The sequence below is a fragment of the Streptomyces sp. CNH189 genome (assembly GCF_000527195.1).
In genome coordinates this window covers 299,423-323,986 of sequence record NZ_AZUS01000003.1, presented here as the reverse complement: position 1 = coordinate 323,986, position 24,564 = coordinate 299,423, and the positions used below count along the sequence as shown (strand labels likewise).

Genomic DNA, 24,564 nt, shown 5'->3' with positions numbered 1-24,564 from the left:
CGTCAATGAGTGAGCACTCACTCCGCCCGCTGGGCGCCCGCGGCGATCAGTACGGCCACGGTCTCCGGATGCGGAGCCTCCTGCGCCCACTGGAGCGGCGTACGGCCCGTCCCGTGGTCCTCCCGCAGGCAGGGGTCGGCCCCGTGGGCGAGGAGCACCCGCACCGTCTCCGTATGTCCCCAGCACGCGGCCCCGCACAGGGGCGTGCCCTCACTCCCGTGTCCGCTCTCGGTGTCGGGCGGTGCGCCGCCCTTCAGCAGGCTCCGCACGTTGTCGACGGCTCCGTGGACCGCCGCGGCGTAGAGAGGCGTGGTGCCGTCGGGATCGCGGGCCTCCGGATCGGCCCCGGCCCGCAGCAGGGCGTCGATCTCACGGCTGTCACCGAACAGCGCCGCCCCGACGAGCCGACGGGTCAGCTTCTTCTGCCGCCGCCTGTTCATGACTGCTCCTCGTCCGCCCGCGTCGATGCGAGAGTGTGACCGGAAACGTCGAGCCGCCTCCGCTCCGTCTGCCCACGTCCCTCGCGCCGCAGCCTCTCACGCCGCGCCGAACGCCGTGAACGCCCAGCCCGTGGCCCGGTGCAGGGCGTCCTGGGGGAGGGCCGCCCGGGCGTCGCGCAACGCTTCCGCGAGGGGCAGGCCCGTCTCCAGGCCCTCGTGGAGCGCCAGCATCAGCGGGACGACCGCCGCGTCGTTGACCGGGGCGCTGCACGCCACCACCCCCGCCGTGCCCAGCGGCAGCAACGCCGTGACCAGGCCGAGGAGTTCGTCCGCGCCGACGGTCGCGAAGCGGGCCGTGTCGCAGCAGGACAGGATGATCCGGTACGGGCTGCGGCCGAGCCGCTCGAAGTCGTGCACGATCAGCGGACCGTCCGCCATCCGCAGCGACGAGAACATCGGGCCGTCCGTACGGAACGTCCCGTGCGCCGCGATGTGCGCCAGCCCGGCACCGTCCAATTCCGCCAACACCCGGGGCACGGACGCGTCCCGGTGCTCCAGCACCGTGGCCCCGCCGTAGCGGGCGGCCAGCCGGGTCACCTCCGCGCCGCCGGTGGCGAGACCGGGCCCACGCACCAGCACCTGACGTCCGCCACGGGGCGGCACCGTCTCCCGCGCACGCAGCCAACTGCTCGCCGACGGCGACACACTGACCACCCGCTCCCGCAGCGAGGGCAGCAGCGCCCACGGCACCCGGTGCAGCCGCCCCGGCGGCACGATCACCAGCGGACCGTCACCGAGGTGCGCCACGGCAGGCCCCAGCAGCAACTCCTCCAGACGGCGCCCCGCGGCCTCCACCACCGGCAGCCGGGCCTCCGCCCCCGGATGCGCCAGCCGCCGCAGCCCCGCCTGGACGTGCTCGGCCTCCGTCTCCGCCGCCGCCAGCGGCCCCGCCTCGAACCGGCGCACCCTGCCCCGCCCGCACAGCAGCACCTGCACCCGCCCGTCGACCACCGCCAGCTCCACCAGCCGTACGCCGTCGCCCAGACGTTCCAGCAGACGGCCCGCGTCGAAGCGGTCGCCGCCGTGGGGCGCCTCGGCCCGCATGCGGAGCGTGCGCGAGCGGATCTCCCGCTCCAGGCGCCGCTGGTCCCGCTCCAGGGCCGGCACCGGCCTGCCCTCCATCCGGGTCTCCTCGGCGCGCGCCGCGATCTCCCGGTACGCGGTCATGTGGCTCAGGAGCTCCGGGTCGGCGGGCGGCCGGGTCGGCGGCGCGGACAGTGCAGTGGCCCGCCAGCGTTCGCTCCACACCAGCAACTGCCGCGGCCCGCCCGACCGCAGGGCGGCCTGCTGCGCGAGCGCCGCGAGCTCCGCGCCCTGCGCCGTGGCCCGGGCCCGCAGCTCCGAGGCCCCCAGCGTCATCCGGTGGTCGTCCAGCACGCCGAGGCCGCGCCGGCACGCCTCCAGCACGCCCCGCGTCGAACCGGCCGCCCGCGCCCTCAGCGCCTGCGCCGCCCAGCCGGTCATCCGCGCGAGCGGCGGCCCGCTCCGCCTGCTGCGCGCGGCCACCGCCAGGTACCGTTCCGCGTCCGCCGTGCGGCCGAGGCCGAGCGCCATCCGTCCGGCGAGCAGGAACGCCTCCGGGGCGGCCGGCGCGCCGAGCTCCACCAGCCGCTCCGCGACCGCCGCCGCGTCCGCGACCAGCCGGCCCGAACGGCGGCCGGCCGCGTGCCGGGCCCCGATCAGCACCAGCCGGGCGTGCGCCTCCCACCAGGAGCGCCGCTGCCCCGCGAACAACCGCACCGCGAGTCCCGCGCGTGCCATGGCCGTCGCCGGGTCGTCGGCCAGCCGGGCGGCCCGCGCGGCGGCCAGCAGCAGCTCCGCCTTACGGGTCGACTGCCCGCCGATGGAATCCAGTTCGGCGATCGCCGCGTCCGCCTCGGCCAGCGCCTCCGCCGCGAGACCGGCCGCCATCAGCACCTCGCAGCGCCGGATGCTCAGCATGAACGTCGGCGTGCCCAGCTTGGCGTACCGCTCCTCCGCCTCGTTCAGCAGCCGCAGCGCGGCGGGGACGTCACCGGACCGGAAGGCCGCCAGCCCGCGGCTCTCCACCGCGTCCGCCTTGTCGTGCTCCTGGTCCGTGACCGCCCACAGGTCCTCCGCCGACGCGAAGTCGGCGTCCGCCCGCTCCACCGCGCCCAGCGCCAGGTGCACCGTCGCCCGCAGCGTCAGCGCCCGCGCCGTCCAGATCACGTCCCCCGCCTGCCGCAGCACGGGGACGGCCCGCCGTACGTCCTCCAGGGCCTCCTTGTGGTGTCCCAGCACCCACCAGGAGTACGCCCGCCGGAACAGCACCCGGGCGCGGGTGTGGCCCGTGCCGCGCCCCACACCCCGGCGCAGGGCGTCCAGGCCCTGCCGGGTGCGGCCCGAGTGCACCAGCGCTACCCCGAGCGTGGCGAGGACGTCCGCCTCCCGGTCCGCCGAGCCGGCGCGGGCCGCCCAGTCCCGCGCCCTGCGCAGATGCCGCAGGGCGAGCCGCATGTCCCCGAAGTCCCGCTGCCAGATGCCGATCACCTGGTGGGCGACCGAGGCGTGCAGGGGCTCGGGGCGGTGGCGCAGGACGGCCTCGGCCTTCGTCCTGGCCTCGCCGGGGGCGGCGAACACCATCGGCAGGAGGTCCTGCACCGCGTCGCTTCCGGCTGTCACCTCCACGATGGTAGTGGCCCGCAACCATGCCTCACAGATGCGGCGTTGTATCAGAAGACCGTCCGGCGGCTCCAGTTCACGACAGCTGCGCGGCCCCGGCCCCCGTCGACCGAATGGAGGACACGCCATGGCACCCCGGCGATTCCATGAGCAGTTCCGGCAGATCCAGCGCTCCATGCCCGACGTACCGCTGGCCGTGGGACCCGACGACGCGGGGGAGTTCCTCTACGAGAAGGGCGTCGTCCTCGCCCGCGAGGGGGAGGAGGCCCAGGTCGTGGAGGACACCGTACGCGGGCACTTCACCACCTTCGCCGCCGGTGTCCCGGACCGCGTCCGCCGGCTCGGCCCCGCGGCCAACCGCTCCGGTGTCGTCCGCATCCAGGTCTCCGACCCCGGCGAGGGCGACGCCGCCGGGGACCCGGCCGTCACGGGCGCGCTGCGCGCGCTGTCCGCGGTACAGGGCCGCGTCGGACGGCGCATGGTCAGCCGCAACCACGTGGTGCACATCGCCGTCAACGCCTGCCCCGGTGACGAGCCGGTGCCCGTGGCGCGCGACGCCGCCCCCAACCCGGCCGCCGCCGGGACCGACGGCGACCCGGCCGGGGGCGCGGCCCGCGTCCTGGTCGTCGACACCGGCCTGATGCACGACTACCGCTCCTATCCGCCGCTCGCCCGCACCGTGGGGGACGCCCAGGTCGCCGAGTGCGACGACGACGGGATCCTCCAGCAGTACTGCGGGCACGGCACGTTCATCGCCGGACTGGTCGCCGCCGTCGCCCCGCACACCGACATCACCGTCAGCGGCGCGCTCAACGACGCGGGGGCTGTGCTGGAGCACGAGTTCGGCGAGAAGCTCTTCGACGCCGTCGACGCGGGCGGCTGGCCCGATGTCCTCAGCCTCTCGGCGGGCACCTCCAACGGCCGCACCGACGGACTCCTCGGCATCGACGCCTTCATGCGCGAACTACAAGACCGCGGCACCTTGTTGGTCGCCGCCGCGGGCAACAACGGCAGCGCCGCACCCTTCTGGCCCGCCGCCTACGCGGACCTCCCCGGCTACGAGGACACCGTGCTGTCCGTCGGAGCGCTGCGCGCCGACGGGGAGGCCGGCGCGTGCTTCAGCAACCACGGCGGCTGGGTGAAGGCCTACGCCCCCGGCGAGCGGCTGACCAGTGCCCTCACCGGCTTCGAGACGCCCGTCCCGTACGTCTACCAGCACTCCACGTACGACGCCTGCCGCTACGGCTTCACCTACGCCTGCACCTGCAACCACCCGCGCCACACAGGTGTGCTGAGCGAGGACGGCGCGTCCGCCAAGCCGGACCAGGTGATGTTCGAAGGGCTCGCCCAGTGGAGCGGCACCTCCTTCGCGACCCCCGTCGCGGTCGGCATGATCGCCTCGCACATGACGGCGCACGGCGTACGCGACCCGCGTGCGGCGTGCAGGCAACTGCTCGACGACGTCACCGAGTTCGCCGAAGTGCGCGGGGCGCACGTGCCCGCGCTGTTCCCGCCCACCTGGCGCCCCGTGAGCGTCGCCGCGCCCACCGCACATCCATGATGATCGCCACCACCCCCTCCGCGGCGTACCATGACGTGCCGTACACGAGGGGTGGCACCGTGGAGCGTTCGGAAGTCGGCGCGTTGGTCCGGTCCGCTGTCGACGGCGACGCGGCGGCCTGGAAGGCGATCGTGGAAGGGCTGGGCCCGCTCGTGTGGTCCGTGGTGCGCGCGCACCGGCTCTCCGACGCCGACGCCCATGAGGTCTACCAGACCGTGTGGTTCCGCTTCACCCAGCACCTGGGCCGCATCCGGGAGCCGGAGAAGGCCGGATCGTGGCTGGCCAGCACCGCGCGCCACGAGTGCCTGAAGGTGCACCGCGGCGCGCGCCGGCTGGTGCTGACGGACGACCCGCAACTGCTCGACCGGGTCAGCGAGGACGGCGAACCGGAACAGTCGCTGCTGGAGTCGGAGGAGGCGGCCGCGCAGGGCGAGCGGGTACGGCGGCTGTGGCAGGCGTTCGAGGAACTGGGCGACCGCTGCCGCCAGTTGCTCCGCGTGCTGATCGCCTCGCCGCCGCCCAGCTATCAGGAGGTGTCCGCCGCGCTCGACATCGCGGTGGGCAGCATCGGGCCGATGCGCCAGCGCTGTCTGCGCCGGCTGCGGGCCCGGCTCGAGGCACGGGGGACCACGTGAGCGGCATGGACCACACGAGTGACGGGACGGGGCTCCCCGAGGGCCCCGACGCCGACGACGAACTGCTGGAGGAGGAGCTGCGGCAGGCCGCGGCGGTACTGGACCCGGTGCCCGCGGCGCTGCTCCAGAGCGCCGTCGACGCCTTCGCGCTGGTCGACCTGGACGCCCGGGTGGCCGAGCTGACCTTCGACTCGCTGGCCGACGCGATCCCCGTGCGGGGGGCGACGGACACGGCACGCATGCTGACGTTCACGGCGGGCGAGGTCACCCTGGACGTGGAGGTGACCGAGGAGGGGCTGATCGGCCAGGTGCTGCCGCCGGGGCCCGCCCGCATCGAGGTGCTGGACGGCCCCCGGCCCGCCGCTTCCGTCACGGCCGACGACATGGGCCGCTTCACCGCGGGCACCACCCCGTCCGGCCCGTTCGCCCTGCGCCTGCGCACCGACGACGACGTGGTCGTCACGGAGTGGCTCCGCGTCTGACCGAGCCCGGTGCGGCCCCGGCCACCCGACGGGGATGCGGGACCGTCCGCCGCGGACCGGCCCCGGGCGGCGCGGACGCGGGTGCCGTCCGGCGTGGGTCGGGCGCTGCCGGATGGGTCCCGGCGCTGCCCACCGGTGATTCGAAGCCGTCCGAGGGCGGACCCGGGCGCCGGGCGGCACCGACTCGGGTGCCGTCCGCCGCCCGTCCGGGCGGTCCGACGCGGACCCGGGCGCCGTCGGTGCGGGTCCGGGCGCTGCCCGCTGCGGACCCGGCGCTGTCCGAAGCGGCCTCTCCGCTGGTGGAGGCGGATCCGGGCCGTCCGGTGCGGACTGCGCGCCGCGCGATGGGGTCCCGGAGCCGTCCGATGCGGGATGCGGGGCGGTCTGGGCCGGACTCGGCGCTGCCCGATGGGGTCCGGAGTCGTCCGGCGCGGAGCGGGGTGCTGTTCGATGCAGACCCGGCGCGCCCGGCGTGGACCTCCGGCCCCGGCCACAGCGGACGCGGCGCCTGGTGGTGCGCCGGAGGCCGGGGCCCTCGGCTGCGGAGGCGGCCCCCGCCGCCCCCGCCGGCGTCAGGTCGCGTCGATCAGTGTGCCGAGTGCCGACGCGAGGCGGCGCAGGCCCTCGTCCGCCGGGCCGCCCGGTTCGGTCATGTAGGTGTCGCGGCGGATCTCCACCATCAGCGCGGACACCTCCGCCCGCTTGCCGTAGAACTCCAGCGGCACGTACGTCCCCGCGAACGGGCTGTCCAGCCCCGTCTCCCCGCACGGCGCGAACGCCTCACGGGCGGCGGTGAGCAGCGCGGGCGGGGTGTGGAAGGGGTCGGTGCCCAGGCACACCTCGGGACGCGGCCCGTCGCCGTGCAGCTCGTACGGCAGGGGCGCGCTCGGGTAGGAGTGCACGTCGACGATCACGCACCGCCCGGTCGCCGCGAGCCGGCCGGCCACCGCCTCCGTCATGGCCCGCGCGTACGGGTGGAAGTACCGCTCGACCAGCGGGGCGGCGTCGAAGCCCTCCGGCCGCAGCTCGTCCTTGTGGGTGGTCCGCGTGTACACCGCGCCCATGCCCACGGCGAGCATCTCCTCCCGCTCGTCCGGGAGCCGCTCGGGGTCCACGACCAGACGCGAGAGCCGGTTCACGAACCGCCACGGGGTGACGCCGGCCGCGCGGGCCGCCGCGTCCGCGATCGACGCGGTGTGCCCGTCGGTGATGTGGTCCAGCTCGCGCTCCAGCGCGGCGTCGTCCAGGACGATCCCGGAGCGGACGTCGGCCGGTATCTCCCGGGCCGAGTGCGGCACGTGCAGGATCACCGGGGAGGCGGGGTCTCCGGGAAGGAGGTCGAACGAGGGCGGCACGACGGTCATGCGCTGCTCCAAAGGTGCTGTCGGTGGTACGGACGTACGGATGATCAAGGTGCCACACGCCACTGACAACGCCCCCGAGCGACCGCCCGGGGAAGCCGACCGCGGGGAGCCGGAGCCTCGGGAGCCGGACTCCGAGGAACCGTCGGCCCCGGACATAGCATCCGTTCCGTCGGCCCCCGGACACGGCTGCGCCCCGGCCGGGCGGGTCGCCGGCCGGGGCGGAGCACAGGGGCGTGCGGGTCAGCTGAGGGACGCCAGCGCCTCGTTCCACGTGGCGGACGGACGCATCACCGCGGCGGCCTTGGCCGGGTCGGGCTGGAAGTAGCCGCCGATCTCGGCCGGGTTGCCCTGGACGGCGTTCAACTCCTCGACGATCTTCGCCTCGTTGGCGGAGAGGGTCTCGGCGAGCGGGGCGAAGGCCTTCGCGAGGTCCGCGTCCTCGGTCTGCGCGGCCAGCTCCTGGGCCCAGTACAGGGACAGGTAGAAGTGGCTGCCGCGGTTGTCGATGCCGCCGACGCGACGGGTCGGGGACTTGTCCTCGTTGAGGAAGGTCGCCGTGGCGCGGTCGAGGGCGTCGGCGAGGACCTTGGCGCGGGTGTTGCCCGTGACCTCGGCGTACTGCTCCAGCGACGGCACCAGCGCGAAGAACTCACCGAGGGAGTCCCAGCGCAGGTAGTTCTCCTTGACCAGCTGCTGCACGTGCTTCGGCGCCGAGCCGCCCGCACCGGTCTCGAACAGGCCGCCGCCCGCCATCAGCGGGACCACCGACAGCATCTTGGCGCTGGTGCCCAGCTCCAGGATCGGGAACAGGTCGGTCAGGTAGTCGCGCAGCACGTTGCCGGTGACCGAGATGGTGTCCTCACCGCGGCGGATGCGCTCCACCGACAGCTTGGTCGCCTCGACCGGGTTGAGGATCCGGATGTCCAGGCCCTCGGTGTCGTGCTCCGGCAGGTACTCCTTGACCTTGGCGATCAGGTTGGCGTCGTGCGCGCGGGTCTCGTCCAGCCAGAAGACGGCCGGGGCGCCGGTGGCGCGGGCGCGGGTGACGGCCAGCTTCACCCAGTCGCGGATCGGGGCGTCCTTGGTCTGGCAGGCGCGGAAGATGTCACCGGCGGAGACGGCCTGCTCGATGACCACGTCGCCGTTACTGTCGACCAGACGGACGGTGCCCGTGGTGGGGATCTCGAAGGTCTTGTCGTGGCTGCCGTACTCCTCGGCCTTCTGTGCCATCAGACCGACGTTCGGGACCGAGCCCATGGTGGACGGGTCGTAGGCGCCGTTGGCGCGGCAGTCGTCGATCACGGCCTGGTAGACGCCGGCGTAGCTGGAGTCCGGGAGCACCGCGAGGGTGTCGGCCTCCTGGCCGTCGGGGCCCCACATGTGACCGGAGGTGCGGATCATGGCCGGCATGGAGGCGTCCACGATGACGTCCGAGGGGACGTGCAGGTTGGTGATGCCCTTGTCGGAGTCGACCATCGCCAGCTCCGGGCCCTCGGCGAGCTCCGCGTCGAAGGACGCCTTGATCGCGGCACCCTCGGGCAGGTTCTCCAGGCCCTTGTAGATGCCGCCGAGGCCGTCGTTCGGGGTGAGGCCGGCCGCGGCCAGCTTGTCGCCGTACTGGGCGAACGTCTTCGGGAAGAAGGCGCGCACCACGTGACCGAAGACGATCGGGTCGGAGACCTTCATCATCGTGGCCTTCAGGTGCACGGAGAACAGCACACCCTCCTGCTTGGCGCGGGCGACCTGCGCGGTCAGGAACTCGCGCAGCGCGGCGACGCGCATCACGGAGGCGTCGACGACCTCGCCCTTGAGCACGGGCACCGACTCGCGCAGCACGGTGGTGGAGCCGTCGTCGCCCTTGAGCTCGATGCGCAGCGCGCCGTCCTCGGCGATGACGGCCGACTTCTCGGTGGAGCGGAAGTCGTCCTGGCCCATCGTGGCGACGTTGGTCTTGGACTCGGCGGTCCAGGCGCCCATGCGGTGCGGGTGGGACTTCGCGTAGTTCTTGACCGAGGCGGGGGCGCGGCGGTCGGAGTTGCCCTCACGCAGGACCGGGTTCACGGCGGAACCCTTGATCCTGTCGTACCGGGCGCGGATCTCGCGCTCCTCGTCGGTCTTCGGGTCGTCAGGGTAGTCCGGCAGCGCGTAGCCCTGGCCCTGCAGCTCGGCGATCGCGGCCTTGAGCTGCGGGATCGAGGCCGAGATGTTGGGCAGCTTGATGATGTTGGCCGCGGGGGTCTTCGCCAGCTCACCGAGCTCGGCGAGGGCGTCCGGGATGCGCTGGTCCTCGGTGAGGTGCTCCGGGAACACGGCGATGATGCGTCCGGCCAGCGAGATGTCCCGCGTCTCCACGGGGACGCCCGCCTGCGAGGCGTACGCCCGGACCACCGGCAGGAAGGAATACGTCGCCAGGGCCGGGGCCTCGTCAGTGTGCGTATAGATGATGGTCGAGTCAGTCACCGGGTGCTCCGCTCCACGTCTGCAACATTGCTCGACATCAAGATATCTTGTGACGGCCCCAGGCTCGACAGGGGTCCACGCCGAGTTCCCGAGGAGCGCCCCACCGGGGCGCGGCCGCGAGGGGGAGGGTGGCGCGCCGGGAGAGCCCCACAGGGGCGCGGGGAACCGCGCGAACGGGGTCCGGGGCGGAGCCCCGAAACCGCCGCAGGCGGGTGCGCCGGGCCGCAGAGCCCCGCGGCTGCCGCGGCCCGGCGCCGACCGTCAGACCGGCCGGCCGGTGATCATGTCGTCCGCCGTCGCCGACGCGTCCCGCTGGGACGGAATCAGCACCGTGCCCTGCTGAAGGGCGACCGTCCGGGCAGGGGACGGAATCCGGATGCCCTCCTCGCGGTAGCGCCGGTGCAGCCGCTTGATGAACTCGTGCTTGATCCGGTACTGGTCGCTGAACTCCGCCACGCCCAGGATCACGGTGAACCCGATGCGCGAGTCGCCGAAGGTGTGGAAACGCACCGCCGGCTCGTGCTCCGGCACGGCACCGGTGATCTCGGTCATCACGTCGGCGACGACCTCCTTGGTCACCTGCTCCACATGCTCCAGGTCGCTGTCGTACGACACCCCGACCTGCACCAGGATCGTCAGCTGCTGCTGGGGCCGCATGAAGTTGGTCATGTTGGACTTGGCGAGCTGGCCGTTGGGCACGACCACCAGGTTGTTGGACAGTTCGCGGACGGTCGTCTGACGCCAGTTGATGTCCTCGACGTAGCCCTCCTCGCCGCTGCTCAGCCGGATGTAGTCACCGGGCTGCACGGTCTTCGAGGCGAGGATGTGGATGCCCGCGAAGAGGTTCGCGAGCGTGTCCTGCAGCGCCAGCGCGACCGCCAGCCCGCCGACACCCAGGGCGGTGAGCAGCGGGGCGATGGAGATGCCCAGCGTCTGCAGCCCGATCAGGAAGCCGATGGCGAGGACCAGGATCCGGGTGATGTTCACGAAGATCGTCGCCGACCCGGCCACGCCGGACCGCGACTGGGTGACCGAGCGCACCAGGTCCGCCACCACCCGGGCGGCCGCCACGGTCGCGACGAAGATCACCGTCAGAGTCAGCACCTGGTTGACCGTGTGCTGCACGGCCCGGGTCAGCGGCAGCGCCGCCGCCGCGGAAGCCGCACCGCCCGCGACGGCGGCCCACGGCGCGACCATGCGCAGCGCGTCCACCAGGACGTCGTCACCGCGCCAGGCGGTGCGCTCGGCGTGCCGCGCCAGCCAGCGCAGCAGCATCCGGAGCAGGAACGCCGCCAGGACACCGGCGGCGAGGGCGATTCCGGCGTGCACCAGATCGTCCACGGTGAGGGAGCGGGTCACCGCTCACCCCCCGCGCACCCTTGGGCCGGCGGCCGGGTCTGCTGGGCCGAGGGCCGTATGTGAAGTCGTGTCACGTGAGTCACCTGCTCGAGGTATACGGGATCCACTGGCGCCGCACCCGCTGCGACCTGCGGGGGCACCGTCGCTCATCCTGCCGTATCCCGAGAGGCGGTTCGTACCACGGCCGGTCTCACAGGTCGCCGAACGAGCCGTGCCGGCCGGCCCCCGACGCGAACCGGGCCGCGCCCTCCATGCTCTCCGCCAACACACCGGCGCCGTGCCGCAGTTCGACGGCGAGCGCGGCCTGCTCGCCGAGCCCTTCCTGCTCCAGCACCGAGGCGCGGTCGGACCGCAGGCACGCCTGGGGGAACCGGGCCAGGCCGGCTGCCAGTTCCTCCGCCTCGGCGCGGGCCCGCCCGGTCGGCACCACCCGGTTGGCCAGCCCCATCGCGTACGCCTCGGCCGCGGCCACCGGACGCCCGGTGAGGATCATGTCCATGGCCCTGCTCGTGCCGATCAGACGGGGCAGCCGGACGGTGCCGCCGTCGATCAGCGGCACGCCCCAACGGCGGCAGTACACGCCGAAGACGGCGTCCTCCTCGGCCACCCGCAGGTCGCACCAGAGCGCCAGCTCGAGACCGCCCGCCACGGCGTGCCCGGACACCGCGGCGATCACCGGCTTCGACAGCCGCATCCGGGTCGGCCCCATCGGCCCGTCACCGTCCTCGGCCACCCGGTTGGCGCGCTCCGTGCCCAGCGCCTTCAGGTCGGCGCCCGCGCAGAACGTGCCGCCCTCGCCCCACAGCACCGCCACCCGCGCTTCGTCATCCGCCTCGAACACCCTGAAGGCGTCGGTGAGTTCGGCGGCCGTGGGTCCGTCCACCGCGTTGCGCGCCTCTGGGCGGGACAGCACGACCGTGGTGACGGCTCCCCGGCGTTCGATCCGTACGGGCATGGCAGGGTCCCTTCCGTGGCTGGGACCGGGACGTTACCCGCCCCGGGCGCGGGATGATCCGCCCGCACGCCGGACACCCGGCCGACGAGCCCGCCGGGTCGCCCGCCCGTCCACGCGGCGGACACACCGCCCGTCCACGCGAGACGCACTGTCGGTCCGCGCGGCGTCAGATCACCTTCAGCCGCACCAGTGCCGCCAGTGTCACCGCGCCCGGCAGCAGGGGCAGCCATACCGTGATGAGCCGGAAGACCAGGACCACCGCCGTGGCCACCGCGGCGGCTCCGCCGACCGCCACCAGCGCCACGACCAGCGCCGCCTCCACCGAGCCGATCCCGCCCGGGGTGGGCACCAGGGCCACCGCCACCGTCGCCGCCAGGTACGCCACCGCCAGGTGCGCGGCCGGCACCGACAGCCCGAACGCCCGCGCCACCAGCACCAGTACGCCCGCCTGCAGCGCCGGGAAGGCCAGCGCCCCGCCCCACAGCGCGAGCGCCCGCGCCGGCCGGGCGTGCACCGACCGCGCCTCGCCCAGCGCCGTCCGCAGGAACCCGCCCACCACCGCCCGCACCCGCCGCACGGAGGCCAGCGCGCCCACCACGACGGCCAGCACCGCGCCCGCCGCGAGGAACGCCCCGACCGGAACCTCGTCCGGCAGCAGCGAGCCGAACGGCAGGGCGTCCGGGAACACCACGAGCAGGGCGCCCAACAAGCCCACCCGTCCGACGCACTCCGCCAGCAGATACAGCGCCAGCGCGGCCGAGGACCGGGCCGGGCTGAGGCCGCACACGGCCATGAAGCGCAGGTTGACCGCGCTCGCGCCCAGACCTGTGGGCAGCAGGTGGTTCGCCGCGCCCGCCGCGAACTGGGTCGCCAACAGCCGCCGCCCGGGGAGTCGTTCGAGGACCGCGCCCTGCCGGGTGCACGCGGCGGCCACCCACGTCAGGCACGTCAGGCCGGCCGCGGCCATCAGCCAGGGCCAGTGCGCCGTCGTCAGCAGCCCGAACCCCTCGGACAGCACCGCCCGCTGCCGCACCGCGACCACGGTCACGAGCAGCAGCGGCAGTACGCACAACACACGGCGGATCGTCACCGTCATGGCCCCCGAGGATGACCGGTCCGCGCGAACGGCGGGTTGCGACAGGCCGGACGCACGGCGAAGACCCCCGTTCGCGCGCCGGGCCGGCGGGACGGCCGTCTCCTTGACCTCAATCATGCTTGAGGTCATACCGTCACGTCCATGAGCATGGAGACCACCGCGTGGGCACAACTGCGCAGCGTCATGACCGCCGAGGAGGGGCATCGCCCCGTCACCCGGGACACCCTGCGCCGGATCGGCGCCTTCGCCCGGCCGCACCGCCGCCGGCTGGTTCTGTTCGTGCTGCTCGGCACGGCGACCGCGGCACTCGCCGTCGCCACCCCCGTCCTCGCCGGGCGGGTCGTGAACACCGTCGTGTCGGACGGGGATCCGGCCACGGTGGTGCGACTGGCGCTGCTCATCGCCCTGATCGCGGCGGTGGAGGCGGTCCTCGGCGTACTGGGGCGGAGGCTGTCGGCGGCCCTCGGGGAGGACCTCATCCTGGGGCTGCGGACGGCGGTCTTCGACCATGTGCAGCGGATGCCGGTGGCGTTCTTCACACGCACCCGTACGGGAGCGCTCGTCTCCCGTCTCAACAACGACGTGATCGGCGCCCAGCGGGCGTTCAGCACCACCCTGTCGACGGTCGTCGGCAACATGGTCACCCTGGTGCTCACCCTCGGCGTGATGCTGACCCTGTCCTGGCAGATCACCCTGCTGTCGCTCGTGCTGCTGCCGGTGTTCGTGATCCCGGCCCGCCGCATGGGCCGCCGTATGGCCGGACTCCAGCGCGAGGCCGCCGCCCTCAACGCGGCCATGGGGACGCGGATGACGGAGCGGTTCTCCGCTCCCGGCGCCACCCTGGTGAAGCTGTTCGGGCGGCCCGAGGAGGAGTCCGAGGAGTTCCTGGAACGCGCCCGCCGGGTGCGGGACATCGGCGTGCGTACGGCCACCGCCCAGACGGTGTTCATCACCGCGCTCACCCTCGTCTCCGCCCTCGCCCTCGCCCTGGTCTACGGTCTCGGCGGCCGGCTCGCCCTGTCCGGCGCCCTCGACGCGGGCGCGGTGGTGGCGCTGGCACTGCTGCTGACCCGGCTGTACGCGCCGCTGACCTCGCTGGCCGGGGCGCGGGTGGAGGTGATGAGCGCGCTGGTCAGTTTCGAGCGGGTCTTCGAGGTGCTGGACCTCGAACCCCTCATCAAGGAGCGGCCCGACGCGCGCGAGGTCCCCGAGGGTCCCGTCGCGGTGGAGTTCGACGACGTCCGTTTCGGCTATCCGTCGGCCGACAAGGTGTCCCTGGCCTCCCTGGAGGAGGTCGCCACCCTCGACACACGCGGCGGTGAGGAGGTGCTGCACGGCATCTCCTTCCGCGCCGAACCCGGACAGACCGTCGCCCTCGTCGGCTCCTCCGGCGCCGGCAAGTCGACCGTCGCGGCCCTGCTGCCCCGGCTGTACGACGTCGACTCGGGCGCGGTGCGGGTGGGCGGCGCCGACGTCCGCGACCTGAGCGCGGCGTCGCTGCGGGACACGGTCGGGATGGTGACCCAGGACGGTCACCTCTTCCACGAGACCGTCCGCGCCAACCTGTTGCTGGCCCGGCCGGGCGCGGACGAGGCGGAGCTGTGGGACGCGTTGCGGCGGGCGCGCCTCGACACGCTGGTGCGGGCGCTGCCCGACGGGCTCGACACGGTGGTCGGGGAGCGGGGCTACCGGCTCTCCGGCGGTGAGCGGCAGCGCATGACGATCGCGCGGCTGCTGCTTGCGCGGCAGCGGGTGGTCGTCCTGGACGAGGCGACGGCCCACCTCGACAACACCTCGGAGGCGGCCGTGCAGGAGGCACTGGGGGAGGCGCTGGAGGGAAGGACGGCGCTGGTGATCGCGCACCGTCTGTCGACTGTGCGGGCCGCCGATCTGATTCTCGTGGTCGAGAGCGGGTGCGTGGTCGAGCGCGGGACGCATGAGGAGTTGCTGGTCGCGAGTGGGCGGTATGCGGAGTTGTACCGGACGCAGTTCGAGGAGGAGGAGGGGGTGGGGGCGGGGGTGAGCGCGTGAGGCCGGTGCGGGTGCGTGGGGGCTGGTAGCGCAGTTCCCCGCGCCCCTGTCCGGGCTTGCCTTGCCGGGCACGTGCGGGCGGATGGGGGCGTTCGCGCAGTTCCCGGCGCCGCTAGGGGGTGCAGGCGGCGTCGGCCGCCTGCACCCCCTTCGTGTCACACCTCGGTCTTCGTGCGCTCCGTTCGGGGGGTCGGCTTGCGGGGGGCGGCTCCTCGGGACCGCTTTCCGCCGCCCGTGCGGGCGTCCAGCTCGATGGCCAGGGGGGAGGCGGTCAGGACCGACGAGTACGTGCCGACGAGCATGCCGATCAGCAGGGCCAGCGCGAAGTCGGTGAGCGAGTCACCGCCCAGCAGCGCGAGCGCCGCCAGGATGAAGATCACGCCGATTCCCGTGTTCACGGTACGCGGCACCGTCTGCAGGATCGCCTGGTTGGTGACCTGCGCGAGCGGGGCCTTGGCGTCCTTGCGCCACAGCTCCCGGATGCGGTCGAACACCACCACGGAGTCATTCACCGAGTAGCCGATCACGGTGAGCAGCGCCGCCAGGAACACGCCGTCGATCGGCTTGCCCAGCCAGGCGAAGACGCCGGTGAGGATCACCACGTCGTGCGCCAGCGCGGCCACCGCGCCCGTGCCGAACATCCACCGGAACCGCACCGCGAGGTACAGCAGCTGGGCGAGGAGGGCGAGGCCGAGCGCGATCAGCGCGTTGCGCCGCAGTTCGTCGCCGAGGCTCGGGCCGATCAGCTCGTCGCGGACCTTCTCCGCCCCGCCGCCGACCTCGGCGACGGTCTCGGCCACCTTGACCGCCTCCTCGTTGGTCAGCTCCTCGGTCCGCACCGTCAGACCGCTGTCACCGGAGGACTGCACGACGGCCTGCGGGAAGCCGGCGTCGGCGAGGGCGGCGCGGGCCCGGTCCGGGTCGACTGTCTGCTCGGTGGAGTACTCGATCAGCCGGCCGCCGGTGAACTCCACACCGAAGTTCAGCCCGCGCACGAAGATGCCCGCGGCGGCGACGGCCAGCACCAGGGCCGACACCGCCAGCCAGCGGCGCGGGCGGCGCATCAGCTGCGGGTCGCGGCGGGTGAGGAAGGCGCGGACCCGGCCGACCGACGCCAGTCCCGTGACACCGGGACGCCGGTGCACCCAGCGGCGCGCCACCGCGAACTCCGCGAGCACCCGGGTGATCACCAGGGCGCTGATCACGGACGCCAGCACACCGATGCCCAGCGTGACGCCGAAGCCCTTCACCGGGCCGGAGGCGAGCACGAACAGCAGCCCGGCCGCGATCAGGGTGGTCACGTTGGAGTCCGCGATCGCGCTGAACGCGCCCTTGAAACCGGCGGTCAGGGCCGAGCGGCCGCTGGGCCGGTTGCGTTTGGCGTACTCCTCCCGGGCGCGTTCGAAGACCAGCACGTTGGCGTCCACCGCCATGCCGATGGCCAGCACGAAACCGGCGAGACCGGGCAGGGTCAGGGTCGCGCCGAGCGCGGCCAGGCCGGCGTACGAGATCAGGCCGTAGCAGAGCAGGGCCACGACGGCGAGCAGGCCCATGAGGCGGTAGACGACGATGACGAACAGCGCCGTCAACGCGGTGCCGACGACAGCCGCCCAGGCGCTGGCCCGGATGGCCTCGGCGCCCAGCGTCGGGCCGACCGTCCGCTGCTCCACCGTCTCCACCGGCACCGGCAGGGCACCGCCGTGCACGAGGAGCGCGAGTTCCTTCGCCTCGTCGCTGGTGAAGGAACCGGTGATCTGCGTCGACCCCCCGGTGATGCCCGCACCGCAGGCCACCGACGGATCGACCTGCGGCGACGAGATGATCTTGTTGTCGAGGACGATGGCCACCCGTCGCTGCGGGTCGCCCGCCGGATGGCAGGCGGCCTCACCGGTCAGCCGCGCCCAGCCCTTGCCGTCCGCGAAGTCGACGGTGACGTGCCAGCCGGCCCCGCTCTGCGGGTCGAAGCGGGCCTCGGCGCTCTTCACGTCCTGGCCGCTGAGCGCGGCCCCGCCCAGACGCAGCCGCTCGCCCGCCTCGTCGGGCAGCACGCGCTCACCCTTCGGCAGCGCCCGGCTGTCCGTGGTGCCGGGGCCGAGGACGGGGTGGACGGAGAGCTGCGCGGTGCGGCCAAGGACGTCGGCGGCCTGCCGCGGGTCCTGCACCCCCGGCAGCTCCACGATGATCCGGTTGTCACCGGAGCGGACGATGCCGGGCTCGGCGACACCCAGCGCGTCGACCCGGCCGCGCAGCACCTCCAGGGTGCGGTCGGTGGCCTCGGAGTCGGCCTCCAGCGTCTCGGTCGAACGGGTCTCCAGCACGATCTGGGTGCCGCCGCGCAGATCCAGTCCCAGACGGACCGGGACGGTGACGGCGACGAACACGGACACGGCGATCACGGCAAGCGCGAACAACGCCCTGACGCGGGCGGGACGTTTCACAGATGCCTCCAGCAAGGCACACGTGCCCGTCGGCGGGCACGCGGAAGGTGGGAAGGGGACGGCTCAGGCGCTGGAGGCGGCGGGCGGGGCCCGCCCCAGATCCGCCGGTACGTGCGCGGCGGCGGGCGGCGCGTGCCCGGCCGAGGGCGCGGGACGCGCCGGCCGGGGCGGGACCTGCGGCGTGTGCGCGGGCGTGAACAGCAGCGGTCCGGCGAACAGGGTCCGCTCGCCGTCGTCCCGTTCCGGACGGGTCAGCACGGTCCGGGCGGCGACGTACGCCTCGTCGCTGTGCGGCTGGGTGCCCGAGGAGTACGTCGGAGTGCCGGGGGACGCCGGGAAGTAGGCGGAGGCCGCCGGGGGAGCGGTGACGGCCGAGGCGGGGGCCGTGCCGGGGGTGAAACCGAGGGTCAGCAGAACGGCCGCGAAGGCGGCCAGGACGGCCGCGGCGGCTCGGAGCGGAAGGCGGGCGCTACGGCCCGGGGCGTGGGCGGTCAAGGTTCGACGAGTCCCGCGCGAATGGCGTAACGCGTCAGCTCCAGACGGTCCCGGAGACCGAGCTTGTGCAGCAGGTTCTCCCGGTGCCGCTGGACCGTCTTGACGCTGATGAACAGCAGCTCCGCGATCTCCTTGGAGGAGTGGCCCTCGGCGACCAGCTTCAGCACCTCCTCCTCGCGCGGGGTGAGCAGCTGCTCGGGCGCCTCCTCGCCGTGCCGCACCCGGTCCAGGTAGTTGCGGATCAGCGCGGTCACCGCACCCGGGTACAGGAACGGCTCGTCCCGCATCGCCGCCCGGCAGGCGGCGACCAGGTCACGGTCGGCGACGGACTTCAGCACATAACCGCCCGCCCCCGCCTTCAACGCCTGGAACAGGTACTGCTCGTTGTCGTGCATCGTCAGCATCAGGATGCGCAGCCCCGGTTTCAACGCGGTCAGCTCCCGCGCCGCCTGCAGACCGGTCAGCCGCGGCATGGCGATGTCCAGCACCGCGAGGTCGACGTCGTGGGTGCGGGCCATGGCGATCGCCTCGGCCCCGTCACCGGCCTCGGCGACCACCTCCAGGTCGGGCTCCCGGTCGAGAATCAGCCGGACCCCGCGCCGTACCAGCGCGTGGTCGTCGGCGAGGAGGATGCGGATCGTGTCCGCGGGGCGGTCGGCACGGATGTCCTGGTCGTTCATGACTGCTTCCTGACGGCGGGCACGGTCAGCCGGATTCGGGTACCGGTTCCTGTTCGGGAGACCTCGTCCGGGCTCCAGATGTCCAGCGTGGCCCCGATCAGCAGGGCGCGTTCACGCATTCCGCGAAGACCCGCACCCTCCCGCGCGGCCCCGATGCCGCGCCCGTCGTCGGCCACCTCCAGCACCACCCCCCGGTCGGTGCCGCGCAGCGCGACCTCCACCCGCCGCGCCTCGGCGTGCCGGGCGGCGTTGGTCAGGCTCTCCTGCGCCACCCGGTAGATCACCAGTTCCGTCTCGTGGTCGAGGGAGGGCAGATCCGGGTCGAAGCGGCGCACCACACGCAGCCCGGTGTGGGTGGAGAACTCCGTGTTCAGCGACGTCACCGCGCTCACCAGACCGAGGTCGTCCAGCACGCCGGGGCGCAGCCGGCGCACCAGCCGGCGTACCTCGTCCAGGCTGCCGCGGGTGATCTCCTGCGCCTGCTGCAACTCGCCGCGCAGCGGTTCCTCCGCCTCGTCGGCGGCCCGCTTCAGGGCCAGCAGCACGGCCGTCATGCTCTGCCCGACCTCGTCGTGCAGTTCCTGGGCGATACGGCGCCGCTCACCCTCCTGGGCGAGGATGGCGCGGGCACTGCTCGCCACCCGCTCCCCCTCCAGGCGCTCCAGCATCGCGTTGAAGGTGCTCACCAGCTCCGCCACCTCACCGCCCCCGCGCACGGGAAGACGCTGGCCGGGACGGAGCAGGTCGACGGTGGTCATCAGCCGGGTCACCCGGTCCAGCGGGGCCAGCCCGATGCGCAGCAGCGCCGCGTTGGCCACCAGCATCACGACCAGACCGCCGACGAGGATCACCGCCTCCGTCAGCAGCACCGGCACGGACACGGTCACCGGAGCCCACAGCAACAGGGCCGTGGCGCTGCCGAGCACCACGGCGTTGAGCCCGAAGATCCGCCAGTACAGGGACACGGAGGTCACGCCTTCCTCTTTCTCGTCTGCCTCTACTGTCGGTCACCGCGGCCCCTGATGCGGCAGCGACCCCCTGGTCCCGGCGGACACCGGCCAGCCTGCCCCGGGCACCCCGGCCCGGTCGATGGGCCCCGCGCCCCATTTCCCGTCGTCCGCCGGACCCATGCCGCCCGGGGTGGGTCGTCGGACCCGGCACAGATGGGTCCCACGCCCGATGGGCGCGGGCGGCGCGAGCGGCCATGGTGGAAGCGTCATCCCGTACGTCTCCCCAGGAGGAAACCCGTGTCGCTCGACCTGCCCCGCACCGAACCCCGCACCGCGAACCCCGCCGCGGAGGAGGTCCGCCGGCGTCTGGAGCACGCCCGGAGTACCAGGCTCGCGCAGCTCAAGGCGCTGGACGAAGGCGGGGACAGCCCGGGCGACCACCTGATGTCCAACCAGAAGGACGCCATCAAGCGGGTCCTCACGGAGATCGACGAGGCCTTCGCCCGCGTCGACGCCGGCACCTACGGCGACTGCCTGGGCTGCTCCAAGCCCGTACCGCCGGAGCGGCTGGAGATCCTGCCGCACACCCGGTACTGCGTCGCCTGCCAGCGCCGCGCGGCCTAGGGCCTTCCGACACGTCCGTCCGTCCATCCGCTCTGCCCGAGGGGTGCAGTGGTGACCCACCAGACCATCGGCGAGCACGACGGGGTCCTCGACGCCGAGGACCTCGCCGCGCTCCGTGAGAACCTGCACGAGCAACTGCTGTTCCGACGGGAACAGCTGCGCCAGTTCGCCTCCGCGAGCCGCTGCGACGACCGCCGCCGGCGGGAGGACGCCGCGCAGATCGAGATCGGCGTCAAGCTCGTGGCGTCGGCCCGCATGGTGCTCGCCGACGTCGAGGAGGCGCTGGCCCGGATGGACTCCGGGAACTACGGCGTCTGTCACCTCTGCCGCCGCCCGGTCGAACGCCACCGCCTGCTGATCGTCCCCCAGGCCCGCTTCTGCGGGCGCTGCCAGCAGGTGCGGGAGGCCGGCCGGTGACCGTGGTCCGGCGCCCCCGGCCGGGTCCCGTACGGCACCGGCACTGGCCGCTGTGCAGGCGCTGCTCAGGTATCGCTCTCGACCTGGGCAGCGCCCGCACTCGCGCGTGGATCGCCGGACGGGGCATGGTCCTGGACGTACCGACCGTGACGTTCCCCGGCTCGGGGGCCGTCCACCCCATCCAGCGCGGCACCATCGTCGACGTCCCCGGCACCGCCCGCATGCTGGACCGGCTGCTCGGACACCGGATGCCGAGGATCGGCCGCCCGCTGGTCGTCGTCACCGCCCCGGTCCTCGACGGGCTCGCCTTCCGCGCCGCCGCCCGCACGGCCGTGGAAGCACTCCGCCCGCGCGCCGTACTGACGGTCCCCGGCGCGCGGGCGGTCGCGCTCGCCGCGAGCGCCGACCACATCCGGCCGCTGCTGGTCGTGGACATCGGCGCGCACCTCACCGAGGTGGTGCTGCTCACCGACGGCGCGGTGACCGACGCCCGCCGCACCGCCCTGGGCACCACCGACCTGGGCGACGGCACCCCGCCGGCACGCGTCACCGGGGCGGTGATCGAGATGGTGACCGCGATGCTGCGGCAGGACCGCACCTCGCTCACCCGCACCGCGCTGAGCCGGGGCGTGCTGCTGGCCGGAGGAGGCGCGCTGCGCCCCGAGATCACCGGCGGGCTGCCCGGCGGCCTCGGCTGCGCGGTCCAGCCGGTGCCGTCCCCGCACACCGCCGCCGTCCGGGGCGCCGCCGGCCTGCTGGCCGCCGCGCACCACCACCCGTCGGCCGGCGGGACCCGCTGACCCACCCCTCTGCCTGCGACCCCTCACCGGAAGGAGCCGTGACGTGGCGGGCGAGACACCACCGGCACAGCCGCCCCCCGCCCCGCCCCCGGGCCCGGTGTTCTGGCGGTGGCGGCGCAACCCGCTGCGCCGCCGCACCGACGTGCTGCGGGCCTGGCTGGGGCTCGGGGTGCTGGTCGCCGTACTGGCCGTGGCGCCCGTGGCCGCCGCCCTGGTGGGCGACGCCGCCCACCGGCACTACCGGGACGCGGCGCGCCACCAGCAGCAGACGCGTCATCTGACGGACGCGACCCTGACCGCGGACGCGCCCCGGCACCCCGAGCCGGGCTCGGACGAGGAGAAGAAGACCCGTTACCCGGTCGAGGTCCGGGTCGTCACCCGTGAGGGGCGCACCCGGACCACCCGGGCGGAGGTGTGGCCGGGACTGACCGCCGGGAGCACCGTCAGGGTGTGGGTCACCGCCGACGGGAAGGTGACCGAGGCGCCCCTGGGCGGCAAGGAGGTCCGCAGCCGCGCGACGGGCTGGGCGCTGCTGGCCGCCCTCGGCGTCGCTCTCGCCGGCGCCGCCGCGCACGCCGTCGCCGGGATCGTCCTGCGCCGGCGCGATCTGGCCAGGTGGGAGACCGCGTGGGTGGAGACGGCCCCCCGCTGGACGACGCCGACCTGAAACCCCCTCACGATGTGCCGCTGGAAAGGCTGTTGCCGTCGCCTGCGGGCAACGACCGTACTGACGGGTTGCGTTGGGCGCCCTGAAAAAGTCCTACGAAAGTTTCGCGGTCACCTGATCGAGCTTCGGCTGGCGTGACGGCGCAAATCCATTACTTCACAACTCAAGCGCTTTCATAGCCGCGTTGAGCTGGCGCTATCGCTCTCCGCGACGAAGGTCGGTCACTCGAACTTTTCGAAACTCTCACCGAAACCGTTGACGGTTGACGCGCTCAGACCAACACTGTCACGGCATCGACCTCCCCATCGAGCCGTAACAGGAGGCGCCACCCATGCACATGTCCTCACCACCCGGCAGCCGCAGACGCAGCCGGCTGATCATGAGCGTCAAGAGCGTCTGGACGATCGCTCTCGCCGCCCTCACCGCGCTGCTCCTCACCGGCACGGCGACCGCCGCCCCGGTCATCACGAGCAACCAGACCGGCACCAACAACGGCTGGTGGTACTCCTTCTGGACCGACGCCCCGGGCACGGTCTCCATGGACCTGGGCTCCGGGGGCGGTTACAGCACCCAGTGGAGCAACACCGGCAACTTCGTGGCGGGCAAGGGCTGGAGCACCGGCGGGCGCAAGACCGTCAGCTACTCCGGCAGCTTCAACCCGTCCGGCAACGCGTACCTGACGCTCTACGGCTGGACCACCGGCCCCCTGGTCGAGTACTACATCGTCGACAACTGGGGCACCTACCGGCCCACCGGCGAGTACAAGGGCACCGTCACCAGTGACGGAGGCACCTACGACATCTACAAGACGACCCGGTACAACGCCCCCTCGATCGAGGGCACCAGGACCTTCGACCAGTACTGGAGCGTCCGCCAGCAGAAGCGCACCGGCGGCACCATCACCAGCGGCAACCACTTCGACGCCTGGGCGAGCAAGGGCATGAACCTGGGCAGCCACAACTACATGATCATGGCCACCGAGGGCTACCAGAGCAGCGGCAACTCCAACATCACCGTGAGCGAGGGCTCCGGCGGTGGCGGTGGCGGTGGCGGCGGTGGCGGTGGCGGCGGTGGCGGTGGCTGCACCGCGACCCTGTCGGCCGGCCAGCAGTGGGGCGACCGCTACAACCTCAACGTCTCGGTGAGCGGCGCAAGCAACTGGACGGTCACCATGCGCGTCCCGTCCCCGGCGAAGGTCCTCAGCACCTGGAACGTCAGCGCCTCCTACCCCGACAGCCAGACCCTCGTCGCCCGGTCCAACGGCAGCGGCAACAACTGGGGCGCGACCATCCAGACCAACGGCAACTGGAACTGGCCCTCGGTCTCCTGCAGCGCAGGCTGATCCCCGTACGAGGAGGACCCCCACACATGAGCACCGGAAAGCGACAGCCGGTCACCCGGTACCTGGTCCCGGGTGTGGCCGTCGCCGCACTGACGGTGGCAGGCACCGTGACCTCGGGCGTCGGCGCCGCCCCCGCGCAGGCGGCCGCCTGCAACGGGTACGTCGGACTCACCTTCGACGACGGCCCGTCCACCGGATCCACCATGAACCTGCTCAACGCGCTGAAGCAGAACGGCCTGCGGGCCACGATGTTCAACCAGGGCCAGTACGCCGCCGCCAACCCGTCCCTGGTCAAGGCGCAGGTGGACGCGGGGATGTGGGTCGCCAACCACAGCTACACCCACCCCCACATGACGCAGCTCGGCCAGGCGCAGATGGACTCGGAGATCTCCCGCACCCAGCAGGCGATCGCGAGCGCCGGGGGCGGCACACCCAAGCTCTTCCGCCCGCCCTACGGCGAGACCAACTCCACCCTGCGCTCGGTGGAGGCCAAGTACGGTCTGACCGAGGTCATCTGGGACGTCGACTCGCAGGACTGGAACAACGCGAGCACCGACGCCATCGTGCAGGCCGCCTCCCGGCTGAACGACGGGCAGGTCATCCTGATGCACGACTGGCCGGCCAACACCATCGCCGCGATCCCGCGCATCGCGCAGAACCTGGCCTCCCGGGGTCTGTGCGCCGGCATGATCTCCCCGCAGACCGGCCGCGCGGTCGCCCCCGACGGCTCCGGCGGCGGGGGAGGGGGCGGCGGAGGCGGCGGCGGTGGTGGTGCCTGCACCGCGACCCTGTCGGCCGGCCAGCAGTGGGGCGACCGCTACAACCTCAACGTCTCCGTCGGCGGCTCCGGCAACTGGACCGTGACGATGAACGTGCCGTCCCCGGCGAAGGTCCTCAGCACCTGGAACGTCAGCGCCTCCTACCCCAACAGCCAGACCCTCGTGGCCAGGCCGAACGGCAGCGGGAACACCTGGGGGGTGACGATCCAGACCAACGGCAACTGGAACTGGCCGACGGTCTCCTGCAGCACGAGCTGAGCACGTCGGCGAGCCGCGTCGGCCTTCC

At 73.4% G+C, this 24,564-nt stretch carries 21 protein-coding genes; 10 read left to right on the top strand and 11 right to left on the bottom strand.

Features of this window, described 5'->3' with window-relative positions; genetic code table 11:
• Nucleotides 1–17: 17 nt before the first annotated feature.
• On the bottom strand, nt 18–440 hold the full coding sequence (locus B100_RS0106730; protein ID WP_024883676.1) for an ankyrin repeat domain-containing protein: 423 nt from the start codon (nt 438–440) through the stop codon (nt 18–20).
• Between the two features lie 96 nt (nt 441–536).
• A complete protein-coding gene (locus B100_RS0106725; protein ID WP_486585600.1) occupies nt 537–3,104 on the bottom strand; it encodes a CHAT domain-containing protein in 2,568 nt (855 codons plus the stop codon).
• A gap of 166 nt (nt 3,105–3,270) precedes the next feature.
• Here B100_RS0106725 and B100_RS0106720 point away from each other — a divergent pair, with 166 nt between their 5' ends.
• From B100_RS0106720 to B100_RS0106710, 3 genes are read left to right on the top strand one after another with little or no spacing between them, the layout of a single operon-like run.
• Nucleotides 3,271–4,704 carry a S8/S53 family peptidase gene (locus B100_RS0106720; RefSeq protein WP_024883674.1) on the top strand — a complete coding sequence of 478 codons (1,434 nt, stop codon included), beginning with the start codon at nt 3,271–3,273 and terminating at the stop codon, nt 4,702–4,704.
• A 59-nt stretch (nt 4,705–4,763) separates the two neighbouring features.
• Nucleotides 4,764–5,339 (top strand): RNA polymerase sigma factor, encoded by a 576-nt coding sequence (locus B100_RS0106715; protein WP_037722503.1) that lies wholly within the window; start codon nt 4,764–4,766, stop codon nt 5,337–5,339.
• A gap of 5 nt (nt 5,340–5,344) precedes the next feature.
• Nucleotides 5,345–5,821 carry a hypothetical protein gene (locus tag B100_RS0106710; RefSeq protein ID WP_024883672.1) on the top strand — a complete coding sequence of 159 codons (477 nt, stop codon included), beginning with the start codon at nt 5,345–5,347 and terminating at the stop codon, nt 5,819–5,821.
• A 572-nt stretch (nt 5,822–6,393) separates the two neighbouring features.
• Here B100_RS0106710 and B100_RS0106705 read toward each other — a convergent pair.
• The 5 genes from B100_RS0106705 to B100_RS0106685 all read right to left on the bottom strand — a co-directional run bounded on the left by B100_RS0106705 (nt 6,394) and on the right by B100_RS0106685 (nt 13,055).
• Nucleotides 6,394–7,185 carry an N-formylglutamate amidohydrolase gene (locus B100_RS0106705; RefSeq protein WP_024883671.1) on the bottom strand — a complete coding sequence of 264 codons (792 nt, stop codon included), beginning with the start codon at nt 7,183–7,185 and terminating at the stop codon, nt 6,394–6,396.
• A 240-nt stretch (nt 7,186–7,425) separates the two neighbouring features.
• Entirely contained in the window at nt 7,426–9,645 is a 2,220-nt protein-coding gene (locus B100_RS0106700) for an NADP-dependent isocitrate dehydrogenase (RefSeq protein WP_024883670.1), read from the bottom strand.
• A 261-nt stretch (nt 9,646–9,906) separates the two neighbouring features.
• Nucleotides 9,907–11,004 carry a mechanosensitive ion channel family protein gene (locus tag B100_RS0106695; protein WP_024883669.1) on the bottom strand — a complete coding sequence of 366 codons (1,098 nt, stop codon included), beginning with the start codon at nt 11,002–11,004 and terminating at the stop codon, nt 9,907–9,909.
• 190 nt (nt 11,005–11,194) lie between these two features.
• Complete coding sequence (locus tag B100_RS0106690) at nt 11,195–11,959, bottom strand: crotonase/enoyl-CoA hydratase family protein (protein WP_024883668.1); 765 nt, start codon at nt 11,957–11,959, stop codon at nt 11,195–11,197.
• A gap of 166 nt (nt 11,960–12,125) precedes the next feature.
• Entirely contained in the window at nt 12,126–13,055 is a 930-nt protein-coding gene (locus tag B100_RS0106685) for a lysylphosphatidylglycerol synthase domain-containing protein (protein WP_037722472.1), read from the bottom strand.
• A 141-nt stretch (nt 13,056–13,196) separates the two neighbouring features.
• On the opposite strand from B100_RS0106685, the gene B100_RS0106680 reads away from it, so the two are divergent.
• Nucleotides 13,197–15,086, top strand: a complete 1,890-nt coding sequence (locus tag B100_RS0106680) for an ABC transporter ATP-binding protein (protein WP_024883666.1) — start codon at nt 13,197–13,199, stop codon at nt 15,084–15,086.
• A 155-nt stretch (nt 15,087–15,241) separates the two neighbouring features.
• Here the strand turns inward: B100_RS0106680 and secD are convergent, their stop codons facing one another.
• The 4 genes from secD to B100_RS0106660 all read right to left on the bottom strand — a co-directional run bounded on the left by secD (nt 15,242) and on the right by B100_RS0106660 (nt 19,673).
• Entirely contained in the window at nt 15,242–17,524 is a 2,283-nt protein-coding gene (secD, locus tag B100_RS0106675) for a protein translocase subunit SecD (protein ID WP_024883665.1), read from the bottom strand.
• A 63-nt stretch (nt 17,525–17,587) separates the two neighbouring features.
• Nucleotides 17,588–18,019 carry a hypothetical protein gene (locus tag B100_RS36920; RefSeq protein WP_024883664.1) on the bottom strand — a complete coding sequence of 144 codons (432 nt, stop codon included), beginning with the start codon at nt 18,017–18,019 and terminating at the stop codon, nt 17,588–17,590.
• Nucleotides 18,016–18,699 carry a response regulator gene (locus B100_RS0106665; protein WP_024883663.1) on the bottom strand — a complete coding sequence of 228 codons (684 nt, stop codon included), beginning with the start codon at nt 18,697–18,699 and terminating at the stop codon, nt 18,016–18,018. The genes B100_RS36920 and B100_RS0106665 overlap by 4 nt, the downstream gene beginning before the upstream one ends.
• The gene (locus tag B100_RS0106660) at nt 18,696–19,673 is read right to left on the bottom strand and encodes a sensor histidine kinase (RefSeq protein ID WP_024883662.1); all 978 of its coding nucleotides are present in this window, start codon (nt 19,671–19,673) and stop codon (nt 18,696–18,698) included. Before B100_RS0106660 ends, B100_RS0106665 begins: the two co-directional genes overlap by 4 nt.
• 273 nt (nt 19,674–19,946) lie before the next feature.
• Here B100_RS0106660 and B100_RS0106655 point away from each other — a divergent pair, with 273 nt between their 5' ends.
• The 6 genes from B100_RS0106655 to B100_RS0106630 all read left to right on the top strand — a co-directional run bounded on the left by B100_RS0106655 (nt 19,947) and on the right by B100_RS0106630 (nt 24,536).
• Nucleotides 19,947–20,273 carry a TraR/DksA family transcriptional regulator gene (locus B100_RS0106655; protein ID WP_024883661.1) on the top strand — a complete coding sequence of 109 codons (327 nt, stop codon included), beginning with the start codon at nt 19,947–19,949 and terminating at the stop codon, nt 20,271–20,273.
• Between the two features lie 48 nt (nt 20,274–20,321).
• Complete coding sequence (locus B100_RS0106650) at nt 20,322–20,690, top strand: TraR/DksA C4-type zinc finger protein (RefSeq protein WP_024883660.1); 369 nt, start codon at nt 20,322–20,324, stop codon at nt 20,688–20,690.
• A complete protein-coding gene (locus B100_RS0106645) occupies nt 20,687–21,490 on the top strand; it encodes a rod shape-determining protein (RefSeq protein ID WP_024883659.1) in 804 nt (267 codons plus the stop codon). The genes B100_RS0106650 and B100_RS0106645 overlap by 4 nt, the downstream gene beginning before the upstream one ends.
• A 43-nt stretch (nt 21,491–21,533) precedes the next feature.
• Complete coding sequence (locus tag B100_RS0106640; protein WP_024883658.1) at nt 21,534–22,157, top strand: Rv1733c family protein; 624 nt, start codon at nt 21,534–21,536, stop codon at nt 22,155–22,157.
• Nucleotides 22,158–22,488: 331 nt separating this feature from the next.
• Nucleotides 22,489–23,499 (top strand): glycoside hydrolase family 11 protein, encoded by a 1,011-nt coding sequence (locus B100_RS0106635; RefSeq protein WP_024883657.1) that lies wholly within the window; start codon nt 22,489–22,491, stop codon nt 23,497–23,499.
• Nucleotides 23,500–23,525: 26 nt separating this feature from the next.
• Entirely contained in the window at nt 23,526–24,536 is a 1,011-nt protein-coding gene (locus B100_RS0106630) for a polysaccharide deacetylase family protein (RefSeq protein WP_024883656.1), read from the top strand.
• The last annotated feature ends 28 nt before the right edge of the window (nt 24,537–24,564 follow it).